Annotated in this window: 15 protein-coding genes; 5 read left to right on the top strand and 10 right to left on the bottom strand. The window is 64.2% G+C overall.

The window, feature by feature from the left end; genetic code table 11:
- Positions 1–164 precede the first annotated feature (164 nt).
- The 3 genes from folD to QAZ22_RS30810 all read left to right on the top strand — a co-directional run bounded on the left by folD (position 165) and on the right by QAZ22_RS30810 (position 3,829).
- Positions 165–1,064 carry a bifunctional methylenetetrahydrofolate dehydrogenase/methenyltetrahydrofolate cyclohydrolase FolD gene (gene folD, locus QAZ22_RS30820; protein ID WP_278204673.1) on the top strand — a complete coding sequence of 300 codons (900 nt, stop codon included), beginning with the start codon at positions 165–167 and terminating at the stop codon, positions 1,062–1,064.
- A 16-nt stretch (positions 1,065–1,080) separates the two neighbouring features.
- Entirely contained in the window at positions 1,081–2,079 is a 999-nt protein-coding gene (locus QAZ22_RS30815; protein WP_278075372.1) for a GlxA family transcriptional regulator, read from the top strand.
- 88 nt (positions 2,080–2,167) lie between these two features.
- Complete coding sequence (locus QAZ22_RS30810; RefSeq protein WP_278204672.1) at positions 2,168–3,829, top strand: VWA domain-containing protein; 1,662 nt, start codon at positions 2,168–2,170, stop codon at positions 3,827–3,829.
- A 74-nt stretch (positions 3,830–3,903) separates the two neighbouring features.
- On the opposite strand, the gene edd is transcribed toward QAZ22_RS30810, so the two are convergent.
- The 3 genes from edd to zwf all read right to left on the bottom strand — a co-directional run bounded on the left by edd (position 3,904) and on the right by zwf (position 7,959).
- Positions 3,904–5,727, bottom strand: a complete 1,824-nt coding sequence (gene edd, locus QAZ22_RS30805) for a phosphogluconate dehydratase (RefSeq protein ID WP_278204671.1) — start codon at positions 5,725–5,727, stop codon at positions 3,904–3,906.
- A gap of 64 nt (positions 5,728–5,791) precedes the next feature.
- Entirely contained in the window at positions 5,792–6,508 is a 717-nt protein-coding gene (gene pgl, locus QAZ22_RS30800; RefSeq protein WP_278204670.1) for a 6-phosphogluconolactonase, read from the bottom strand.
- Positions 6,490–7,959 (bottom strand): glucose-6-phosphate dehydrogenase, encoded by a 1,470-nt coding sequence (gene zwf, locus QAZ22_RS30795; RefSeq protein WP_278075368.1) that lies wholly within the window; start codon positions 7,957–7,959, stop codon positions 6,490–6,492. Before zwf ends, pgl begins: the two co-directional genes overlap by 19 nt.
- Positions 7,960–8,235: 276 nt before the next feature.
- On the opposite strand from zwf, the gene QAZ22_RS30790 reads away from it, so the two are divergent.
- The gene (locus QAZ22_RS30790) at positions 8,236–8,982 is read left to right on the top strand and encodes an SDR family oxidoreductase (protein WP_278204669.1); all 747 of its coding nucleotides are present in this window, start codon (positions 8,236–8,238) and stop codon (positions 8,980–8,982) included.
- A 117-nt stretch (positions 8,983–9,099) separates the two neighbouring features.
- On the opposite strand, the gene QAZ22_RS30785 is transcribed toward QAZ22_RS30790, so the two are convergent.
- The 4 genes from QAZ22_RS30785 to QAZ22_RS30770 form a co-directional block, all read right to left on the bottom strand.
- Positions 9,100–9,975 (bottom strand): SH3 domain-containing protein, encoded by an 876-nt coding sequence (locus QAZ22_RS30785; protein ID WP_278204668.1) that lies wholly within the window; start codon positions 9,973–9,975, stop codon positions 9,100–9,102.
- A 259-nt stretch (positions 9,976–10,234) separates the two neighbouring features.
- The gene (locus QAZ22_RS30780) at positions 10,235–11,521 is read right to left on the bottom strand and encodes an FAD-binding oxidoreductase (RefSeq protein WP_278204667.1); all 1,287 of its coding nucleotides are present in this window, start codon (positions 11,519–11,521) and stop codon (positions 10,235–10,237) included.
- A 51-nt stretch (positions 11,522–11,572) separates the two neighbouring features.
- Positions 11,573–11,941, bottom strand: a complete 369-nt coding sequence (locus QAZ22_RS30775) for a four helix bundle protein (protein ID WP_278204666.1) — start codon at positions 11,939–11,941, stop codon at positions 11,573–11,575.
- 41 nt (positions 11,942–11,982) lie between these two features.
- On the bottom strand, positions 11,983–13,416 hold the full coding sequence (locus QAZ22_RS30770; RefSeq protein ID WP_278207994.1) for a glutamine synthetase family protein: 1,434 nt from the start codon (positions 13,414–13,416) through the stop codon (positions 11,983–11,985).
- Positions 13,417–13,659: 243 nt separating this feature from the next.
- Here QAZ22_RS30770 and QAZ22_RS30765 point away from each other — a divergent pair, with 243 nt between their 5' ends.
- A complete protein-coding gene (locus tag QAZ22_RS30765; RefSeq protein WP_278204665.1) occupies positions 13,660–14,373 on the top strand; it encodes an HAD family hydrolase in 714 nt (237 codons plus the stop codon).
- Between the two features lie 139 nt (positions 14,374–14,512).
- Here QAZ22_RS30765 and QAZ22_RS30760 read toward each other — a convergent pair whose 3' ends face one another.
- From QAZ22_RS30760 to aceA, 3 genes are all read right to left on the bottom strand, one after another.
- On the bottom strand, positions 14,513–14,896 hold the full coding sequence (locus tag QAZ22_RS30760; protein ID WP_278207993.1) for a response regulator: 384 nt from the start codon (positions 14,894–14,896) through the stop codon (positions 14,513–14,515).
- A gap of 292 nt (positions 14,897–15,188) precedes the next feature.
- On the bottom strand, positions 15,189–15,431 hold the full coding sequence (locus QAZ22_RS30755; RefSeq protein ID WP_126085800.1) for a hypothetical protein: 243 nt from the start codon (positions 15,429–15,431) through the stop codon (positions 15,189–15,191).
- A gap of 54 nt (positions 15,432–15,485) precedes the next feature.
- A complete protein-coding gene (gene aceA, locus QAZ22_RS30750; RefSeq protein WP_278204664.1) occupies positions 15,486–16,775 on the bottom strand; it encodes an isocitrate lyase in 1,290 nt (429 codons plus the stop codon).
- Positions 16,776–16,812: the final 37 nt, after the last annotated feature.

Below are 16,812 nucleotides of genomic sequence, written 5' to 3'. Positions count from 1 at the left end.
TTACGGCATACGACGACGTTTTGACGGGATTGCGCTGTCGAATTTTCGTGAAAATGCCGCGCTGCATTTCGACCGTTCGCGCCTGGCGCCTGGCGGGTCACGATGCCGGATTGAGGATCAGGGCTGCGCGTGAGCGCGTCCGTGGAACAGTGTTGAGGGTGAAGATGGCCGAAGTGATCGACGGAAAGAGTGTCGCCGAAGACGTGGTTCAGAAGGTCAAGGCACTGACCGTCGAGCTGTCGGCCAAGGGCGCGACCAGGCCCGGCCTGGCAGTGGTGATCGTCGGCGAGGATCCGGCGAGCCAGGTCTATGTCGCCTCGAAATCGCGCACGGCCAAGGAATGCGGCTTCCATTCGCTCCAGCACACGCTGCCGGCCGAGACCACCGAGGCCCAGCTGCTCAAGATCATCGGCGACCTCAACGCCGATCCGGCGATCCACGGCATCCTCGTGCAGTTGCCGCTGCCTGGCCACATCGACGCCGGCAAGGTCATCCAGACGATCGCGCCGGAAAAGGATGTCGACGGCTTCCATTTCATCAATGTCGGCAAGCTCGGCACCGGCGAGCTGGAAACCGCCTTCGTGCCTTGCACGCCGGCCGGCTCGATGCTGCTGATCGAGCGCGTGCGCGGCAAGGACCTTTCCGGCCTCAACGCCGTCGTCGTCGGCCGATCCAACATCGTCGGCAAGCCGATGGCCAATCTGCTGCTCGCCGCCAACTGCACCGTCACCATTGCCCATAGCCGCACCAGGGACCTGCCGGCACTCGCCCGCACCGCCGACATCCTGGTCGCCGCCGTCGGCCGTCCGGAAATGGTCAAGGGCGATTGGGTGAAGCCCGGCGCCACGGTCATCGATGTCGGCATCAACCGCGTCCCCGCTCCGGAAAAGGGTGAGGGCAAGTCGCGGCTGGTCGGCGATGTCGCCTATGCCGATGCGGCCAAGGTCGCCGGCGCCATCACGCCCGTCCCAGGCGGCGTCGGACCGATGACCATTGCCATGCTGATGGCCAACACTGTAGCTTCCGCCTACCTCGCGGCTGGGTTGAAGCGGCCGTCCTTCTGATCGGAAAGCTTGATCCTTGCCGAACTTAATCGCCCCTGTGGAACGGCCGGTCACGAACGATCCCGTTCAGGGGGGGCGGCAGTTCGGCTTCCTGCTGGTCGACAAGTTCTCGATGTTCTCGCTGGCCGCGGCGATCGACTGTTTCCGCTCGGCTAACCGCCTGCTCGGCCGCGATTTTTACGGTTGGACGACGATATCGGCGGATGGCGACGCGGTCATGGCCTCCAACGGCCTGCCGCTGAAGATCGACTATTCCGTCGCCGACATGCCGCCGGTCGACATCCTGTTCGTGTCGGTCGGGCTGACCACCGAATTTCCCGGCAAGAGCAAGGTGCTGGCGGCGCTGCGCAGCTGGGGCCGGCGCGGCAACGCGCTCGGCGCGCTGTCGGTCGGCTCCTACCTGCTCGCCGAGGCCGGGCAGCTCGACGGCTATCGCTGCACCATCCACTGGGAGAACCGCGCCGGCTTCATGGAGCGCTTCCCGGACATCAACTGCACCGGCAACGTCTTCGAGATCGACCGCAAGCGCTACACTTGCGCCGGCGGCACCACCTCGATCGACCTGATGCTGGAGATCGTGCGCGGCGATTTCGGCTCCAATCTTGCCAATGGCGTCGCCAACCAGTTCCAGCACGAGCGAATCCGCTCGGCGGGCGATCGCCAGCGTGTCGGCCCCGAGCGCGACCTCACCGGCAAGTCGGAAAAGCTGAGACGCATCGTCGAATTGATGGCCGACCATCTCGACGAGCCGCTGTCGGCGGTGCAACTCGCCAAGTCGGCCGGGCTTTCGGTGCGCCAGGTCGAGCGCCTGTTCCTGCGCCACCTCAATGTCACGCCGGGCCGCTATTACATGCGGCTCAGGCTCGAGCGGGCGCGCGAATTGCTGCGCCAGACCAACATGCCGATCCTCGACGTGGCGATCGCCACCGGTTTTACCTCGCATTCCTATTTCGCGCAGAGCTACCGGCTGCAATTCGGCCGTCCGCCCTCGGAAGAGCGCCGCACCACCTACTGAGCGACTTCGCCGGCCGTTGGACTTGTCTCCAACGCCCGCCTCAAATAGCTTTTCTGGCGCGGACAGGGGGCTCACTCAGGAGATTTTCATGGCGGGACTGGCACGGAGCGTCGCTGCGGCGATCCTCCTTTTGTCGACGACCACGTTTGGCTTTGCCGCCAACAAGGTCATCATCATTCTCGACGCATCCGGCTCCATGTGGGCCCAGATCGACGGCAAGCCGAAGCTCGAGATCGCGCGCGAATCGCTGCGGACGGTGCTGCAGTCGGTACCCGCCGATGACGAGATCGGCTTCATGGCCTACGGCCATCGCACCAAGGGCAGCTGCGAGGATATCGAGCTGATCGTGCCGCCGCAGGCTGGTTCGGCGAGCGCGATTTCGGCTGCCGCCGACAGCATGAAATTCCTCGGCAAGACGCCGCTGACGGCGGCCGTCAAGCAGGCGGCCGAGGCACTGAAATACACCGAGGACAAGGCCACCGTCGTCCTCATCACCGATGGGCTGGAGACCTGCGGCGGCGATCCTTGCGCGCTCGGCAAGGAGCTGAAGGAAACCGGCGTCGACTTCACCGCCGACGTGGTCGGCTTCGGCCTGACCGCCGACGAGGGCAAGCAGATCGCCTGCCTCGCCGAAAATACCGGCGGCAAATACATCCAGGCTTCCGACGAGAAGGCGCTGCAGCAGGCGCTCGTCGAAACCGTCGCGACGCCGGCTCCCGCGCCAGAGCCCACCCCGGCTCCCGCACCGGCGCCGGCGCCCGAACCCGCCAAGCCTGAATTCAATTTCATGCCGAGCGTGGTCATGGCTGAGGGCGGCGATCCGATCACCGATGGCAATGCCTGGGAGATTTACAAAGCCGCGGCCGATGGCTCGCGCGGCGATCAGGTCATGACCGAGTATGGTGAGCTCAAGACCAACCTCGAGCCGGGCGACTACATCGTCGTCGGCCGCGACGACGAGGCAAGGAGCGAGCAGAAGATCAAAATAGAGGCCGGTCAGGTCTATAAGCCGCTGTTCACGCTGAACGGCGGCACCTTGGTCATCCATCCGCATGCGAGCCAGGGCTCGGAGATCAGCGGCGAGGCGCGTGTCGACTTCAACTATCCGGGCGGCAGCACCACACACTATGGCGACGCCAAGGCGACCGTCCCCGCCGGCGAGCAGAAGGTGACGGTGCAGATCGGCGCCGGCACCGCGACCGAGACCGTCCAGCTTACCGCCGGGCAGACCGTCGAGAAGGACGTCGTCGTCGGCGTCGGCCACGCCGTGCTCAACGCCTACTACACCGCCGGTGGCGACAAGGCCGACAATTCCGGTATCGGCTTCGAGATCGTCAAGGCGAAGAAGAAGATCGACGGCAGTCGCGAGAGTGTCGAGCACTCTTATGGCTCCGACAGCAAGTTCTGGTTGCCGCCGGACGATTATGTCGCCATCACCACGCTCGATCTTACCGTCTCCGAACAGCCCTTCAGCATCAAGGCCGGCGACAACCAGGACATCAAGGTCACGCTGGACGCCGGCGTGCTGGCGATGTCGGCGCCCGGCGCCTACTCGATCGAGGTGTTCTCGTCGAAGAAGGACATCGAGGGCAAGCGCAAGTCGCTGGGCTTGAGCTATGGCGACAGCTGGCAGCAGACAGTTCCTGCCGGCGACTATGTCGTCGTTCGGCACATGTCGGCTGAAGGTCAGGAGAAGGAAGTGCCGGTGACGATCAAGGCCGGCGAGCGGTCCGAGGTTACGGTGCAGTAGGCATCGCTGTCGGCGAACAAACAAAAAGGGCGGCCCGGAGCCGCCCTTTTTCTTGGAGTACATTGGGGAAGCCGTCAGGCGTTTGCGAAGGCGGCGGCGCCGTGGTCGGCGCGGCCGACCAGCTGCCGGAACCCGGCGAACAGCTCGCGGCCGAAGCCGAATTCGTTGCCGATGAGGTCGGCGTCCGCCGTGCGGCGCAGCGCGAATTCCGTCCCCGGCACCAGCACTTCCAGCGTGCCGGCATCGGCGTCGAGCCGGATGATGTCGCCGTCGTGGATCCTGGCGATAGGTCCGTCCTCGACCGCTTCCGGCGTCACATGGATCGCCGCCGGCACCTTGCCGGAGGCGCCCGACATGCGCCCGTCCGTCACCAGCGCGACGCGCTGGCCGCGGTCCTGCAGGACGCCGAGCACGGTGGTCAGCTTGTGCAGCTCCGGCATGCCGTTGGCCTTCGGCCCCTGGAAGCGGATGACGGCGATGAAATCGCCTGTAAGCGTGCCGGCCTTGAAGGCGTCGTTCAGCCCCTGCTGGCTGTCGAACACCTTGGCCGGCGCCTCGATGACGCGGCGCTCGGGCTTGACGGCCGAGGTCTTGATGACGGCATGACCGAGATTGCCGGCAAGCACCTTCAGTCCGCCGGTCGGCTGGAACGCCTTCTTGAACGGCGCCAGCACCTTCTCGTCGCCGCTCTTGAGCGGCGCCGCCTCGCGCAGCACGCTTCCATCGGCGCCGAGCTTCGCCTCGACCGCATAGGGCCGCAAGCCTTCGCCCCAGACCGTCTGAACGTCCTCGTGCAGGATGCCTTCATCGAGCAGCTCGCGGATCAGGAAGCCGAGCCCGCCCGCGGCGTGGAAATGGTTCACGTCGGCGAGTCCGTTCGGATAGACGCGTGCGAGCAGCGGCACGGCCTCTGACAGGTCGGAAATGTCCTGCCAGGTCAGCGCGATGCCGGCAGCGGCGGACATGGCGATAAGGTGGATGGTGTGGTTGGTCGAGCCGCCGGTCGCGTGCAGGCCGACCACGCCGTTGACGATCGATCGCTCGTCGATCATGCGACCGACCGGCGTATAGGCATTGCCGAGCGCGGTGATCGCCAGCGCGCGCTTCGCCGCCTCCTTGGTCAACGCGTCCCGCAGCGGCGTGCCCGGATTGACGAAGGAGGCGCCGGGCATGTGCAGGCCCATGATCTCCATCAGCATCTGGTTGGAATTGGCGGTGCCGTAGAAGGTGCAGGTGCCCGGCCCGTGATAGGATTTGGACTCCGCCTCGAGCAGTTCGGCGCGGCCTGCCTTGCCCTCTGCATAGAGCTGGCGGACCTTGGCCTTCTCGTCGTTCGGCAGGCCCGACGTCATCGGTCCGGCCGGGATGAAGACGGCCGGCAGGTGGCCGAAGGTGAGCGCCGCGATCACCAGCCCGGGCACGATCTTGTCGCAGACGCCGAGGAAGACGGCGGCATCGAACATGTTGTGCGAGAGGCCGATCGCAGCCGCCATGGCGATCACGTCGCGCGAGAACAGCGACAGTTCCATGCCCGGCTGGCCTTGCGTGACGCCGTCGCACATCGCCGGCACGCCGCCCGCCACCTGGGCGATGCCGCCGGCCTCGCGCGCCGCTTCCTTGATCAGCGCCGGAAAGGTCTCAAAGGGCTGATGCGCCGACAGCATGTCGTTGTAGGAGGTGATGATGCCGAGATTGGGCACGCGGTCGCCGCCGAGCGCGACTTTCTCCGACGGGCTGCAGACGGCAAAGCCGTGGGCAAGGTTGCCGCAGGACAGCACCGCCCGGTTGGCGGCGCGGCCGGATGCCTCCGCGATCCGGCCGAGATAGGCCTCGCGGCCGGCTTTCGAGCGTTGGCGGATGCGTTCCGTGATGGCTTCGATATCGCGTCTGGCTGTCATGGCTGGTCCTTTCGAGCCCCGGAAAACGTCCTCCCACAGCCTCCGGGGCTGCTTCTTCGTGAAATCAGGGTGCCCAGAACACCTCTACCGGTATTGGCGCCGCCTCGATCACTTTGCGGATAGGCTTTTTCACGCCTACTCCCATCGCGCCGTCGAAGGCGGTTCGCTTGTCCACTCCCTCGATGTGGAGCGCGATGAAGCCGGCGGCAACTATCCGCGCCATCGAAAGCGTCAGCCGCGGCTCGCCTGCGCTCGGTGCGTTCACCGGCAGCACGATCCGCTGCGACGACGGGTCGAGCAATTCAGCGAGATTGCCGGCATCGGGAAAGAAGGAGGCCGTGTGGCCGTCGCCGCCCATGCCGAGCACCACGACGTCGAGCGGCCATGCCAATGATTGCAGGGCCTCGCTGTCCGAGGCGGCTGCGTCCTCGATGCTCGCCGCTTCATGGTAGAGCGGCACGAAATGCGCGGCCGCGGCGTTGTTCTGGAGCAGGTTGGCAGCCACCAGCCCGGCATTGGAGCGCGGCGAGGAGGGCGGCACGAAACGCTCGTCGACCAGCGTCACCGTGACCTTGTCCCAGGCGATCGGGATCGAGGAGAGGGCGGTGAGGAACCTTGCCGGCGTCGTGCCGCCGGACACGGCGAGCAGCGCCGTGCCGCGCTCGGCAATCGCTTTGGTCAACCGGGCGGCGACGTTGCCGGCGAGGGCGGCCGCCAGCTGCTGCCGGTCGGCGAAGCCGTCCCAGTTATAGGCAGGCAGGCTCAGTTGCTCTCGTGCCATGTCCGTCCGTCACGTTCGATCAGCGCGATGGAGGCCGATGGCCCCCAGGTGCCGGCCGTATAGCCCTGCGCTTCCTGCCGGGCGCTTTCCCAGGCGTTCTGGATCGGGTCGATCCACTTCCAGGCCGCCTCGACCTCGTCGCGGCGCATGAACAACGTCTGGTTGCCGCGCACCACATCCATGATCAGCCGCTCATAGGCGTCCGGCGCCCGGCCCTGGAACGACTGTGCGAAACTCATGTCGAGCGATATCTGGCGCAGCCGCATGCCGCCAGGCCCCGGATCCTTGATCATGATATACTGCTTGACGCCTTCGTCCGGCTGCAGGCGGATGACCAGCTGGTTGGGGAAGATCGGCCCGGCGCTGTCGCCGAAGATGGAATAAGGGATCGGCTTGAACTCGATGACGATTTCCGAAACGCGGGTCGCCAGACGCTTGCCGGTCCTGAGATAGAAGGGAACGCCGGCCCAGCGCCAGTTGCCGATTTCGGCCTTCACGGCAACGAAGGTCTCGGTGTTGCTGTCCTTGCCGAGCTCCTCGACATAGCCTTTGACAGGCCCGCCGGCGGAGGCGCCGGCACGATACTGGCCGCGCACGGTTTGCTTCGGCGCCTCGTTGCCGTTGATGCGCTTCAATGCCCTCAGCACCTTCAGCTTCTCGTCGCGCACGGCGTCCGCGTCCATCGACGACGGCGTTTCCATGGCGACCAGGCAAAGCAGCTGCAGGATGTGGTTCTGCACCATGTCGCGCAGCGCGCCTGCCTTGTCGTAGTAGGTGACGCGGTCCTCCAGCCCGACCGTCTCGGCCACGGTGATCTGCACGTGATCGATATGGGCGGAGTTCCACAACGGCTCGTAGAGCGCATTGGCAAAGCGCAGCGCCATCAGGTTCTGCACCGTTTCCTTGCCGAGATAGTGATCGATGCGGAAGATCTGGCTTTCGTGGAAATCGTCGCCCACCGCGTCGTTGAGCGCCCGCGCCGAGATGAGGTCCCGCCCGATCGGCTTCTCCAGCACGATGCGCGAGTTCGGCGTGATCAGCTTATGCTCTTGGAGCTGGTGCGAGATGTCGCCGAACAGCGCCGGCGCCACCGCGAGGTAAAAGGCGCGGATGCGGTCGCTGTCGCCGACGGCCTTCTTGAGCTTGTCGAAACCGACGCCGCTGGTCGCATCGGCCGAAACGTAGGAAAGGCGAGCAAGAAACCGATCCAGCTCCTTGGCGTCGATATCGGCCGGCTTCACATGCCGCGATATCGCCTGCTTGGCGAAGGTCTGGAATTCGGCATCGGTCATCTTCGCGCGTGACGTGCCGATGATGCGCGTCGGCTCGGAGAACTGATGGTCGCACTGGCGATAGTAGAGCGAAGGCAGAAGCTTGCGTTCCGACAGGTCGCCGGTGCCGCCGAAAATGATGAAGTCGAAAGGGTCGACGGGGATGATCTGGCTGGTCATGGTCAGTCCGATTTGATGCCGGTCGCCGGTAGCGGGGCTGATATATTCTAATCGATTTAAATCGTCCAGTGCCATGGTGTCACATCTAGGACCAATCGCTTGCCATTGATTGGGCCCACATGTTGCCTTGACACTGGCGCTACCGGCAGGCTTGTCGGCACAATGGCTTTCCGGAAGCGTTCGCGCCTGCAACATAGAACGTGAATGTGACGAAAGCTAAGGGAGAATGGCGGCGGACACCCTCAAGACGGGATGACTGCAATGATGGGGAAAACCATGCGTCTGGAAAACAAGGTTGCCATCATCACCGGCGCGGCGTCGGGCTTCGGCAAGGGCATGGCGAAGCGCTTCGCCGAGGAGGGCGCGCGCGTCGTCGTCGCCGATCTCAACGCCAAGGGCGCCGAGCGCGTCGCGGAAGAAATCGGCGACAGTGCGATCTGGACCCAGACCGACGTCTCGCTGCGCTCCGAATTCGACGAGATGGTCTATGCCGCCAAGAGCGCTTTCGGCCGCGTCGACATCATGGTCAACAACGCCGGCTACACCCATCGCAACGGCGACATGCTCGGCGTCGACGAGGAAACCTTCGACCTGATCACCGCCGTCAACATGAAGGCGATCTACCATGCCGCCCTTGCCGTCGTGCCGATCATGGATCGGCAGGGCGGCGGCGTCATTCTGACCACGGCCTCGACGGCCGGCATCAGGCCGCGGCCGGGCCTCACCTGGTACAATGCCTCCAAGGGCTGGGCGATCACCGCCACCAAGTCGATGGCGGTCGAGCTCGCCCCGAAGAACATCCGCGTCAATTGCCTCTGCCCGGTCGCCGGCGAGACCGGCATGCTGGAGAAGTTCATGGGCGCCGATACGCCGGAGATCCGCGAAAAATTCCGCGCCTCGATCCCGCTCGGCCGGCTCTCGACGCCGCTCGACATCGCCAACGCGGCACTCTGGCTTGCTTCGGACGAAGCCGCCTTCATCACCGGCGTGGCGCTGGAAGTCGATGGTGGGCGCTGCATCTGAGCCGCCCCGGCGCGACAGGGCTTTGGCGTTCCGGCCGGCTTCAGCCGGAGCAATTCCAGGAAAAGCCCGCAACGGCCCTCGTCCGGGATCGCCAAAAACAGACGCTTTGAAGGCGGATCACGCGCCGGTCTTGACGTAGGTCTTGTAGATCCAGCCGCGCTTGCCGTTATAGACGATCTCGCACCATTTCTTGCAACTCACCACCTGCACCGATGTCTTTGCTGGCACCGTGACGATTGCGGCGGCGCCTTTCTTCGGGCCGGTGCGCATGGTGACTGCCTTGAGGATGCGTCCATTGGCTGCAGCGCTGACATTCTGCTCGTTTGGCTTTGCCGCGGCGTCATTTTCGTCGCCGGCCGGCTGAGCCTCGGGAACCTGTGGCTTTGCGTCGGGGATCGCCGCGGTCTGGGCGCCATCCATCTTGTCGTCCGGCTTCTTTTCATCCACCGATTGCTCAGCCGCCGCAACTTTGGACAGGGCCGTTGAGGCATCGGTCTCGGCAACGGAATCGGCGAAGGCGGCAACGGTCGGCTTCTGCTCGGCCGGCGGCTTGGCAGCCGGAGTGGGTGAAGCAGGCGCGGCCCCGGCCGATGCTGGCTCGGCTCCCGCGCCGGTCCAGCGCGGGCTGTTGGCTGCCAGCGCCGGGATGGCCGCTTCGCGAGCGGCGGTGACCGGCGAAACCGCGTCCGCCTTGCGCGCGGCTTGCGGCGCGGCGGCGACGCTGACTGCGCTTGCGGCGGCTGGCGCGATTTTCGTCGTCTTGACCGGGATTGCAGGCACGCTTTGCTCCGCGCTCGCCTGCCGCTCGTTGGCCGGCAGGGCCAGCCAAAGCGCTATCGCCGCCACACCGAGCAGCGCTGCGGTACCGACAGCCGCTATCACAAGATGCGCGTTCGACCGCAGACCCTGCCAGAACGAGGGCTGCATGTCGTAACCGAACTGCACTGCAAAGCGCCGTCGTTCCGGTGCACCGAAACTGAAGGGCACGTTCACTTAGACCACCTCCAACAACCGGGCCGACGTTCTTTCGGTCTTGCCGCAAGAAGTTCGCGGCTGAACGGCATCGGTCCCGAAATTTCAGCGGGCAGGCCCGCGCAAATCCCCGTTTTATCGCCCAGAACCGGCATCCTTTACCGCCGATTATGGCATCACTGCGCCTTTTTGCGAAATTCTGCGCGTTCGTTAAGGATTCTGCAACGTGCCGCAAGGGAAGCGGACTTGTCGAATCAACAGCTTCTGCGGGGGTCCCGCTTCAGATCCTGTCGCGCAGCGCGAACCAGTTGAGCGCCAGAAACAGAAGCGGCGCGCGGAAACGACGACCGCCCGGGAAGGCGGGAATCTTCAGATCCTCGATAAGCTTCAGCCGATCGCGATTGCCGGCGATCGTCTCGGCATAGAGCTTGCCGAAGAAGTTGGCCAGCATGACGCCATGGCCGGAATAACCGCCCATCGAGATCACGTTCGGCATCACCTCGCGCACGAAGGGTTTCCTCGGCATGGTGATGCCGACATAGCCGCCCCAGCCATGCGTGATCTCGACGTCCTTCAGCGCTGGGTAGAGCTCGGCGATCTGCCGGCGGATGTGGATATGGATGTCCTTTGGATCGTTGACGGCATAGACTTCGCGGCCGCCGAACAAAAGCCGCCCGTCCCTCGACTTGCGGAAGTAGCGCACGACGAAGCGGGAGTCGTCTACCGACTCGCCGCCCGGCAGCACCTTGGATTGTGTTCCGAGCGGTACGGTCGCGCCGATGAAGGAGCCGATCGGCATGATGTGCGACGCGCTCACCGGCTCCAGATTGCCGCCATAGGCATTGACCGCGATCAGGCATTTCTCGGCCGATATCGTGCCCTTCGGCGTCGTCACCTTCACCTTGCCGCCGCTGCAGGCGATGCCGGTCGAGGGCGTCCGCTCGAACAGGTGCGCGCCGGCCGCGGCAGCCACCCTTGCCGTGCCGATCACCAGCTTCAGCGGGTGGATATGCCCGGTGCCGGTGTCGCGGGTGCCGCCGAAATAGCGCGTCGAGCCCAGCCGTTCCGCCGTCTCGCCGGCGCCCATGAAGGCGATGTGCGGATAGCCGAAGCGGCTCGCCATGATCTCGGCATGGCGCTTGTAGTCGTCGACATAACGCCGCTTGTGCGCAACCGACAATTGGCCCGGCATGTAGTCGGTCTCGATTTCGTTGGCGGCGGCGAAATCCAGCAGATGCGCCTTGGCTTCTTCCGCGAGATCGAACAGCGCCTTGGCGCGCGAGAGGCCGTATTCGGCTTCAAGCTCTTCCGCCCAAGCGCGCTGGCCGGTGCCGAGCTGACCGCCATTGCGCCCCGACGCGCCGTCGCCGAAACGGTACGCATCGATCAGCGCGACATTCGTGCCGGCCTTGGCCAGATGTGCCGCCGCCGAAAGACCGGTGAAGCCGCCGCCGACGATGACGACGTCGCACTGGCGATCGCCGTCGAGCGCAGGATATTCGGGGCGGGTTCCGACCGTGTCCTCATACCAGGAGCGGCCGGGGGAAATGGGAGATTGGTAGGCCATGGGGAGTAGGGGAGTAGGGGAGTAGGGGAGTAGGGGAGTAGGGGAGTAGGGCTAGTCGGTCGAGAGCTTGCGGATCAGGAGCCGAAGAAGCTTTCCCACACTTTCGGTGCCCTCCAGCAATGAAACCGCCGCCGCTTTCGTCGCGATGCCGGTACGCTCGGCAATCAGAATTTGAGTTTCCAGCTCCTTCAATGACCCTTGAGCGATACGGAGAAATTGCTGATAGGAGCCTCGAATCTCTCTGCCATAACCCTCAGCTATGTTCGCCGGTATGGAACTGGCAGAGCGCCGCACCTGGCTGGTCAAACCATAGAGTTCCTCCTTGGGCCAGGACTTCGTGGCGCCATAGACTGCCACGGCAAGATCCATGGCCTGCTGCCAGACTACCAGGTCGTGGTAGGAGCCTGTTTTCTCAACCATTCGTTCCCCTACTCCCCTATTCCCCTATTCCCCTATTCCCCCTAAACATTCAGCAGCAGATACTCCCGCTCCCACGGGCTGATCACTTCCATGAACGTCTCGAATTCCGCCCGCTTGATCGCCGCGTAAGTTGCGGCGAAGGATTTTCCGAGGATGGCGCCGAGTTCCTTGTCGCTTTCGAACAGGTCAACGGCCTCGAGAAGGTTGCGCGGCAGGTCGATCTCGTCCTCGTTGGCGGTGGTGAGCACCGGCGCCGAAGCTTTTTCCTTGTGCGTCATGCCGATCAGCCCGCAGGCGAGTGAGGCGGCGAGCGCCAGATAGGGGTTGGCGTCGGACGACGGGATGCGGTTTTCGACGCGCCGCGCCGCGGGGTCGGATCGCGGCACGCGGAAGGCCGTCGTGCGGTTGTCGTAGCCCCACTTGGTGTTGACCGGCGCGGAGGCCGCCTGGGTCAGCCGGCGGTAGGAATTGACGTAAGGCGCGAACATCACCAGCGCGTTCGGCACATGCTTCTGCATGCCGCCGATGAAATGGAAGAATGCGTCTGTCTCGGAACCGTCCTCGGCCGAGAAGATATTCCTGCCGGTCTTCTTGTCGACCACCGACTGGTGGATGTGCATGGCCGAGCCCGGCTGCCCCTGGATCGGCTTGGCCATGAAGGTGGCGTAGATCTCATGCTTCAGCGCCGCCTCGCGGATCGTGCGCTTGAACATGAACACCTGGTCGGCGAGCTCGATCGGGTTGCCGTGGCGCAGGTTGATCTCGAGCTGGCCGGCGCCTTCCTCGTGGATCAGCGTGTCGATCTCCAGGCCCTGCCGCTCGGAGAAATGATAGATGTCGTCGATCAGCTCGTCGAACTCGTTGACGCCGGCGATCGAGTAGCCGGCGCCGCCGCCGATCGGCCGCCCCGAGCGCCCGACGGGCGGCGTCAGCGGATAGTCCGGGTCGGGGTTCTTGCGCACCAGGTAGAACTCGATCTCGGGCGCCACCACCGGCCTCAGGCCACGGTCGTCATAGGCGGCCAGCACGCGCTTCAGCACGTTGCGCGGCGTGAACTCGACGGACCGCCCATCCTGGTGGACGAGGTCGCAGATCACGGCCGCGGTCGGATCCTCTTCCCAAGGCACCACGGTCAGCGTCGACAGATCGGGAAGCAGCTTCAGGTCGCCGTCATCCTCCGGATAGTGGAAGCCGTTGCCGTCTTCCGGGTAGCCGCCGGAAATCGTCGTCATGAACACCGCCGAAGGCAGCGCCAGCGAAGTGTTGGAGGTGAATTTCTTCGACGGCATCATCTTGCCGCGGGCGACGCCGGCCTGGTCCGGCGTGATGCATTCGATGTCCTCGATGCCGCGCCATTCCAGCCAGGCGCTGGCTTCCTTCCAATTCTTCACACCGCGTTCGTTTTTCAGGAAGGCAGGCGTGCGGGCGCGTCCCCCCCGGCTCGACGGACGGACTTCCTTTTTTTCAGGCGGCATCATTCACCAGATTGTGTTGCGGATTTCGAAGTATAGCCGGGCGTCACGGGGGAAGGGAAGGGGAGGCCGCCAAGGCGCGTCGCGTCGAAACGGATTCGAGCGACGCGCGTTAAGCTCTCCCAAAACCGCTGCGCACCTTTGGGCGACGTGCACTAAGTGGCCTCGGGCGGGTAACCATCTTCAGACTGGCGGCGCGGTGCAACAACGTCTACACCACCCGTTTGCAAGGAACGGTGTCCACTTATGTCCGTCCCCCATTTGACGACGATCGGCTTCGATGCCGACGACACGCTGTGGCAGAACGAGCAGTTCTTCCGTATGACCGAGCAGCGCTTTGTCGCCATGCTTGCCGAACACGGCGAGGCAGGCCAGGTCTCGGCAAGCTTGCTTGAAGCCGCAAGGCGCAATCTCGGCCTCTATGGCTTCGGCATAAAGAGTTTCACGCTGTCGATGATAGAAACGGCGATCGAGGTTACCGAAGGTCGAGTTCCAGCCTCGACAATTGCGGAAATACTGGCCGCCGGCCGGGACATGCTCAGTCACCCGATCGAGCCGTTGCCGCATGCTCGTGAGACGGTCGAAAGGCTCGCCGGTGCCTATCGCCTGGTGCTGATCACCAAGGGTGATCTTCTCGACCAGGAGCGTAAGCTTGCGCAGTCGGGAATGGGCGATCTTTTCGATGCCGTCGAGATCGTCAGCGACAAGAGCGCCGACACCTATGCCCGCATCTTCAGCCGCCATGGCGACGGTCCGCAGAACAGCATGATGGTTGGCAATTCTCTCAGGTCCGACGTGGTTCCCGCCATCGAGGCCGGCGGCTGGGGCATCCATGTGCCGCACGAATTGACCTGGGCGGTCGAACATGCCGAGGCGCCCGTTGCGGCGCCGCGTTTTCGCGAGATCGCAAATCTCGGCGAGTTGCCGGGGCTGGTCGAGGCGATCGCAAAAGCTGGCTGAACGCTGCTCCAGCCTAAAGCAATTCCAGGAGAAGTGTGAAACGATCGGGTTCGGCGACTTCGCCGTAGCCTTCCGTCCGGAATCGCGTGCAAACAAAAAGATAGAGCGGTTCGGCGTTTCCGTGAAACGGTGAACCGCACTAGCCGCGGCCGACCAGGCGATCGATCACTGGTTGCAGCCTTTCAGGCGTGATCGGCTTGGCAACCACAGCGTCGACCACGCTCGACAGGCCTAGGCTGTCCGGAGTGCCATTCCTGGTTGAAAGCAGGATCACGGACGGCAGCGCCTTGCCGGAAGCGCGCCGCAGCGCGTCGATGCCGGACAGCAGCCTGTCGCAATCCTTGTCGTCGGGGCCGCCGTCGAGAATGACCGCGCCAGGAATCTGGCTGGCCAGCGCCTTCTCGGCCGTCTCGGGCGGCTCCGAAATCGGCTTCAGACCGGATCTTTCCACGATCTTCGACACGACAACCCGGTTGATCGACGATTTGCCGACCACAAGCACCTTGGAGAAATCCGCCGGCATCCGGGCTGCCGCGCCGCGGTCCGTCGGTTTCACTGGTTTTTGAGGGTCGTCACGGTTGGTGGGACACATGTCTGGCGGGCGCTCTGGTTCAATGCAGGGTTGAAACCTGAGCGCAATTGGCGCGAGATCGCCAGCGGTGTCAAGGAGAAATAGTGGAAAATGAGAATATAGAAAGAATTGCTAAAATTGGGCGCAAGTTCTCCCTGCTGTCGCAAGCGGAATTCGAAAAAAACGAAAGTCTCCCGAACGTATAGCGCGCGGGAGACACTCGCAAGTGACTGTTGACGTAACGTCAACTGTGGTTTTGCTGCGTGACGATCACCGGGATCAAAAGATCACCCCAGTTGCCGTCCCCGCCATGGTGCCTGGCCGAACGCACCAGCTCCACGGACACACCCGCCTCGACTGCCTTCATCACCGACTGGTTCAGCCTGTGCAGGTCGTTGGCAAGCATGCGGATCGTCGCCTGTTGATCGACGCTCATCGCGCTCGATTGCTCCTCGGCCCGTTCCTTGACGCGGCTTATCGATGCCATTGCTCTTCTCCTCGACGTAAAGTGCCCCTCTGGGCGTTTCCTCTTAAGTTGTCGTCACTCGGCGGCCGGCCGGAACTGGGCGTGCTCGGTCGACTCACGCATGGCGGTGGTCGAAGACTGGCCGCCGGTGATCGCAATCGACACGGCGTCGAAATAGCCGGTGCCGACCTCCCGCTGATGCTTGGTCGCGGTGTAGCCGTGGGTCTCCGCCGCGAATTCGGCTTCCTGCAGTTCCGAATAGGCCGCCATCTGCCGGTCCTTGTAGCCGCGGGCCAACTCGAACATGCCGAAGTTCAACTGGTGGAAGCCGGCAAGCGTGATGAACTGGAACTTGTAGCCCATGGCGCCGAGCTCCTTTTGGAACTTCGCGATCGTCGCGTCGTCCAGGTTCTTCTTCCAGTTGAACGACGGCGAGCAGTTGTAGGCCAGCAGCTTGCCCGGATGATGCTTGCGCACGCCCTCGGCGAACTTCCTCGCCTGCTCGAGATCTGGCTTGGAGGTTTCGCACCAGATCAGGTCCGCATGCGGCGCGTAAGCGACGGCGCGCGCGATGCAGGGCTCGATGCCGTTCCTCACATGGTAGAAGCCCTCGACCGTGCGGCCAGCATCGTAGTCGACGAAGGGCCGGTCGCGCTCGTCGATGTCGGAGGTGAGCAGCTTGGCCGCCTCCGCGTCGGTCCGCGCCACCACCAGCGTCGGCGTGCCCATCACGTCGGCAGCAAGCCGCGCCGCGTTGAGGTTGCGGATATGCGCCGCGGTCGGGATCAGAACCTTGCCGCCGAGATGGCCGCACTTCTTCTCCGACGCCAGCTGGTCCTCGTAATGGACGCCCGCGGCGCCGGCTTCGATGAAAGCCTTCATGATCTCGAACGCGTTGAGCGGTCCGCCGAAGCCGGCCTCGGCATCGGCGACGATCGGCGCGAACCAGGTGTCGACCGACAGCCCCTTGCCCTCGGACGTTTCGATCTGGTCGGCGCGCTGAAGCGTGCGGTTGATGCGCTTGACCAGCTCCGGCGCTGCATTGGCCGGATAGAGCGACTGGTCCGGATACATGGCGGACGCTGTATTGGCGTCGGCCGCGACCTGCCAGCCCGACAGATAGATCGCCTTCAAGCCCGCCCTGACCTGCTGCATGGCCTGGTTGCCCGACATGGCGCCGAGCGCGTTGACGAAGTCTTCCTCGTGGATGAGCTTCCACAGCCGGTTCGCACCCATTTCGGCAAGCGTTTGGCGAATCTGGACCGAACCGCGCAGCCGCTTCACGTCCTCGGGTGAATAGGGCCGTTCGATGCCGTCGAAACGGCCTTCCGGCGCGGACGGGACGAGGTTGTAAAAATCAGTCATCGGTTGCTCCAGATCGGTTCTGCTTCTTCGGATGGCG

The organism is Mesorhizobium sp. WSM4906, from assembly GCF_029674625.1.
In the GTDB taxonomy this organism is placed as follows: Bacteria; Pseudomonadota; Alphaproteobacteria; order Rhizobiales; family Rhizobiaceae; genus Mesorhizobium.
Note: the sequence above shows the minus strand (reverse complement) of the source record. Positions and strands in the feature narration are given on the sequence as shown.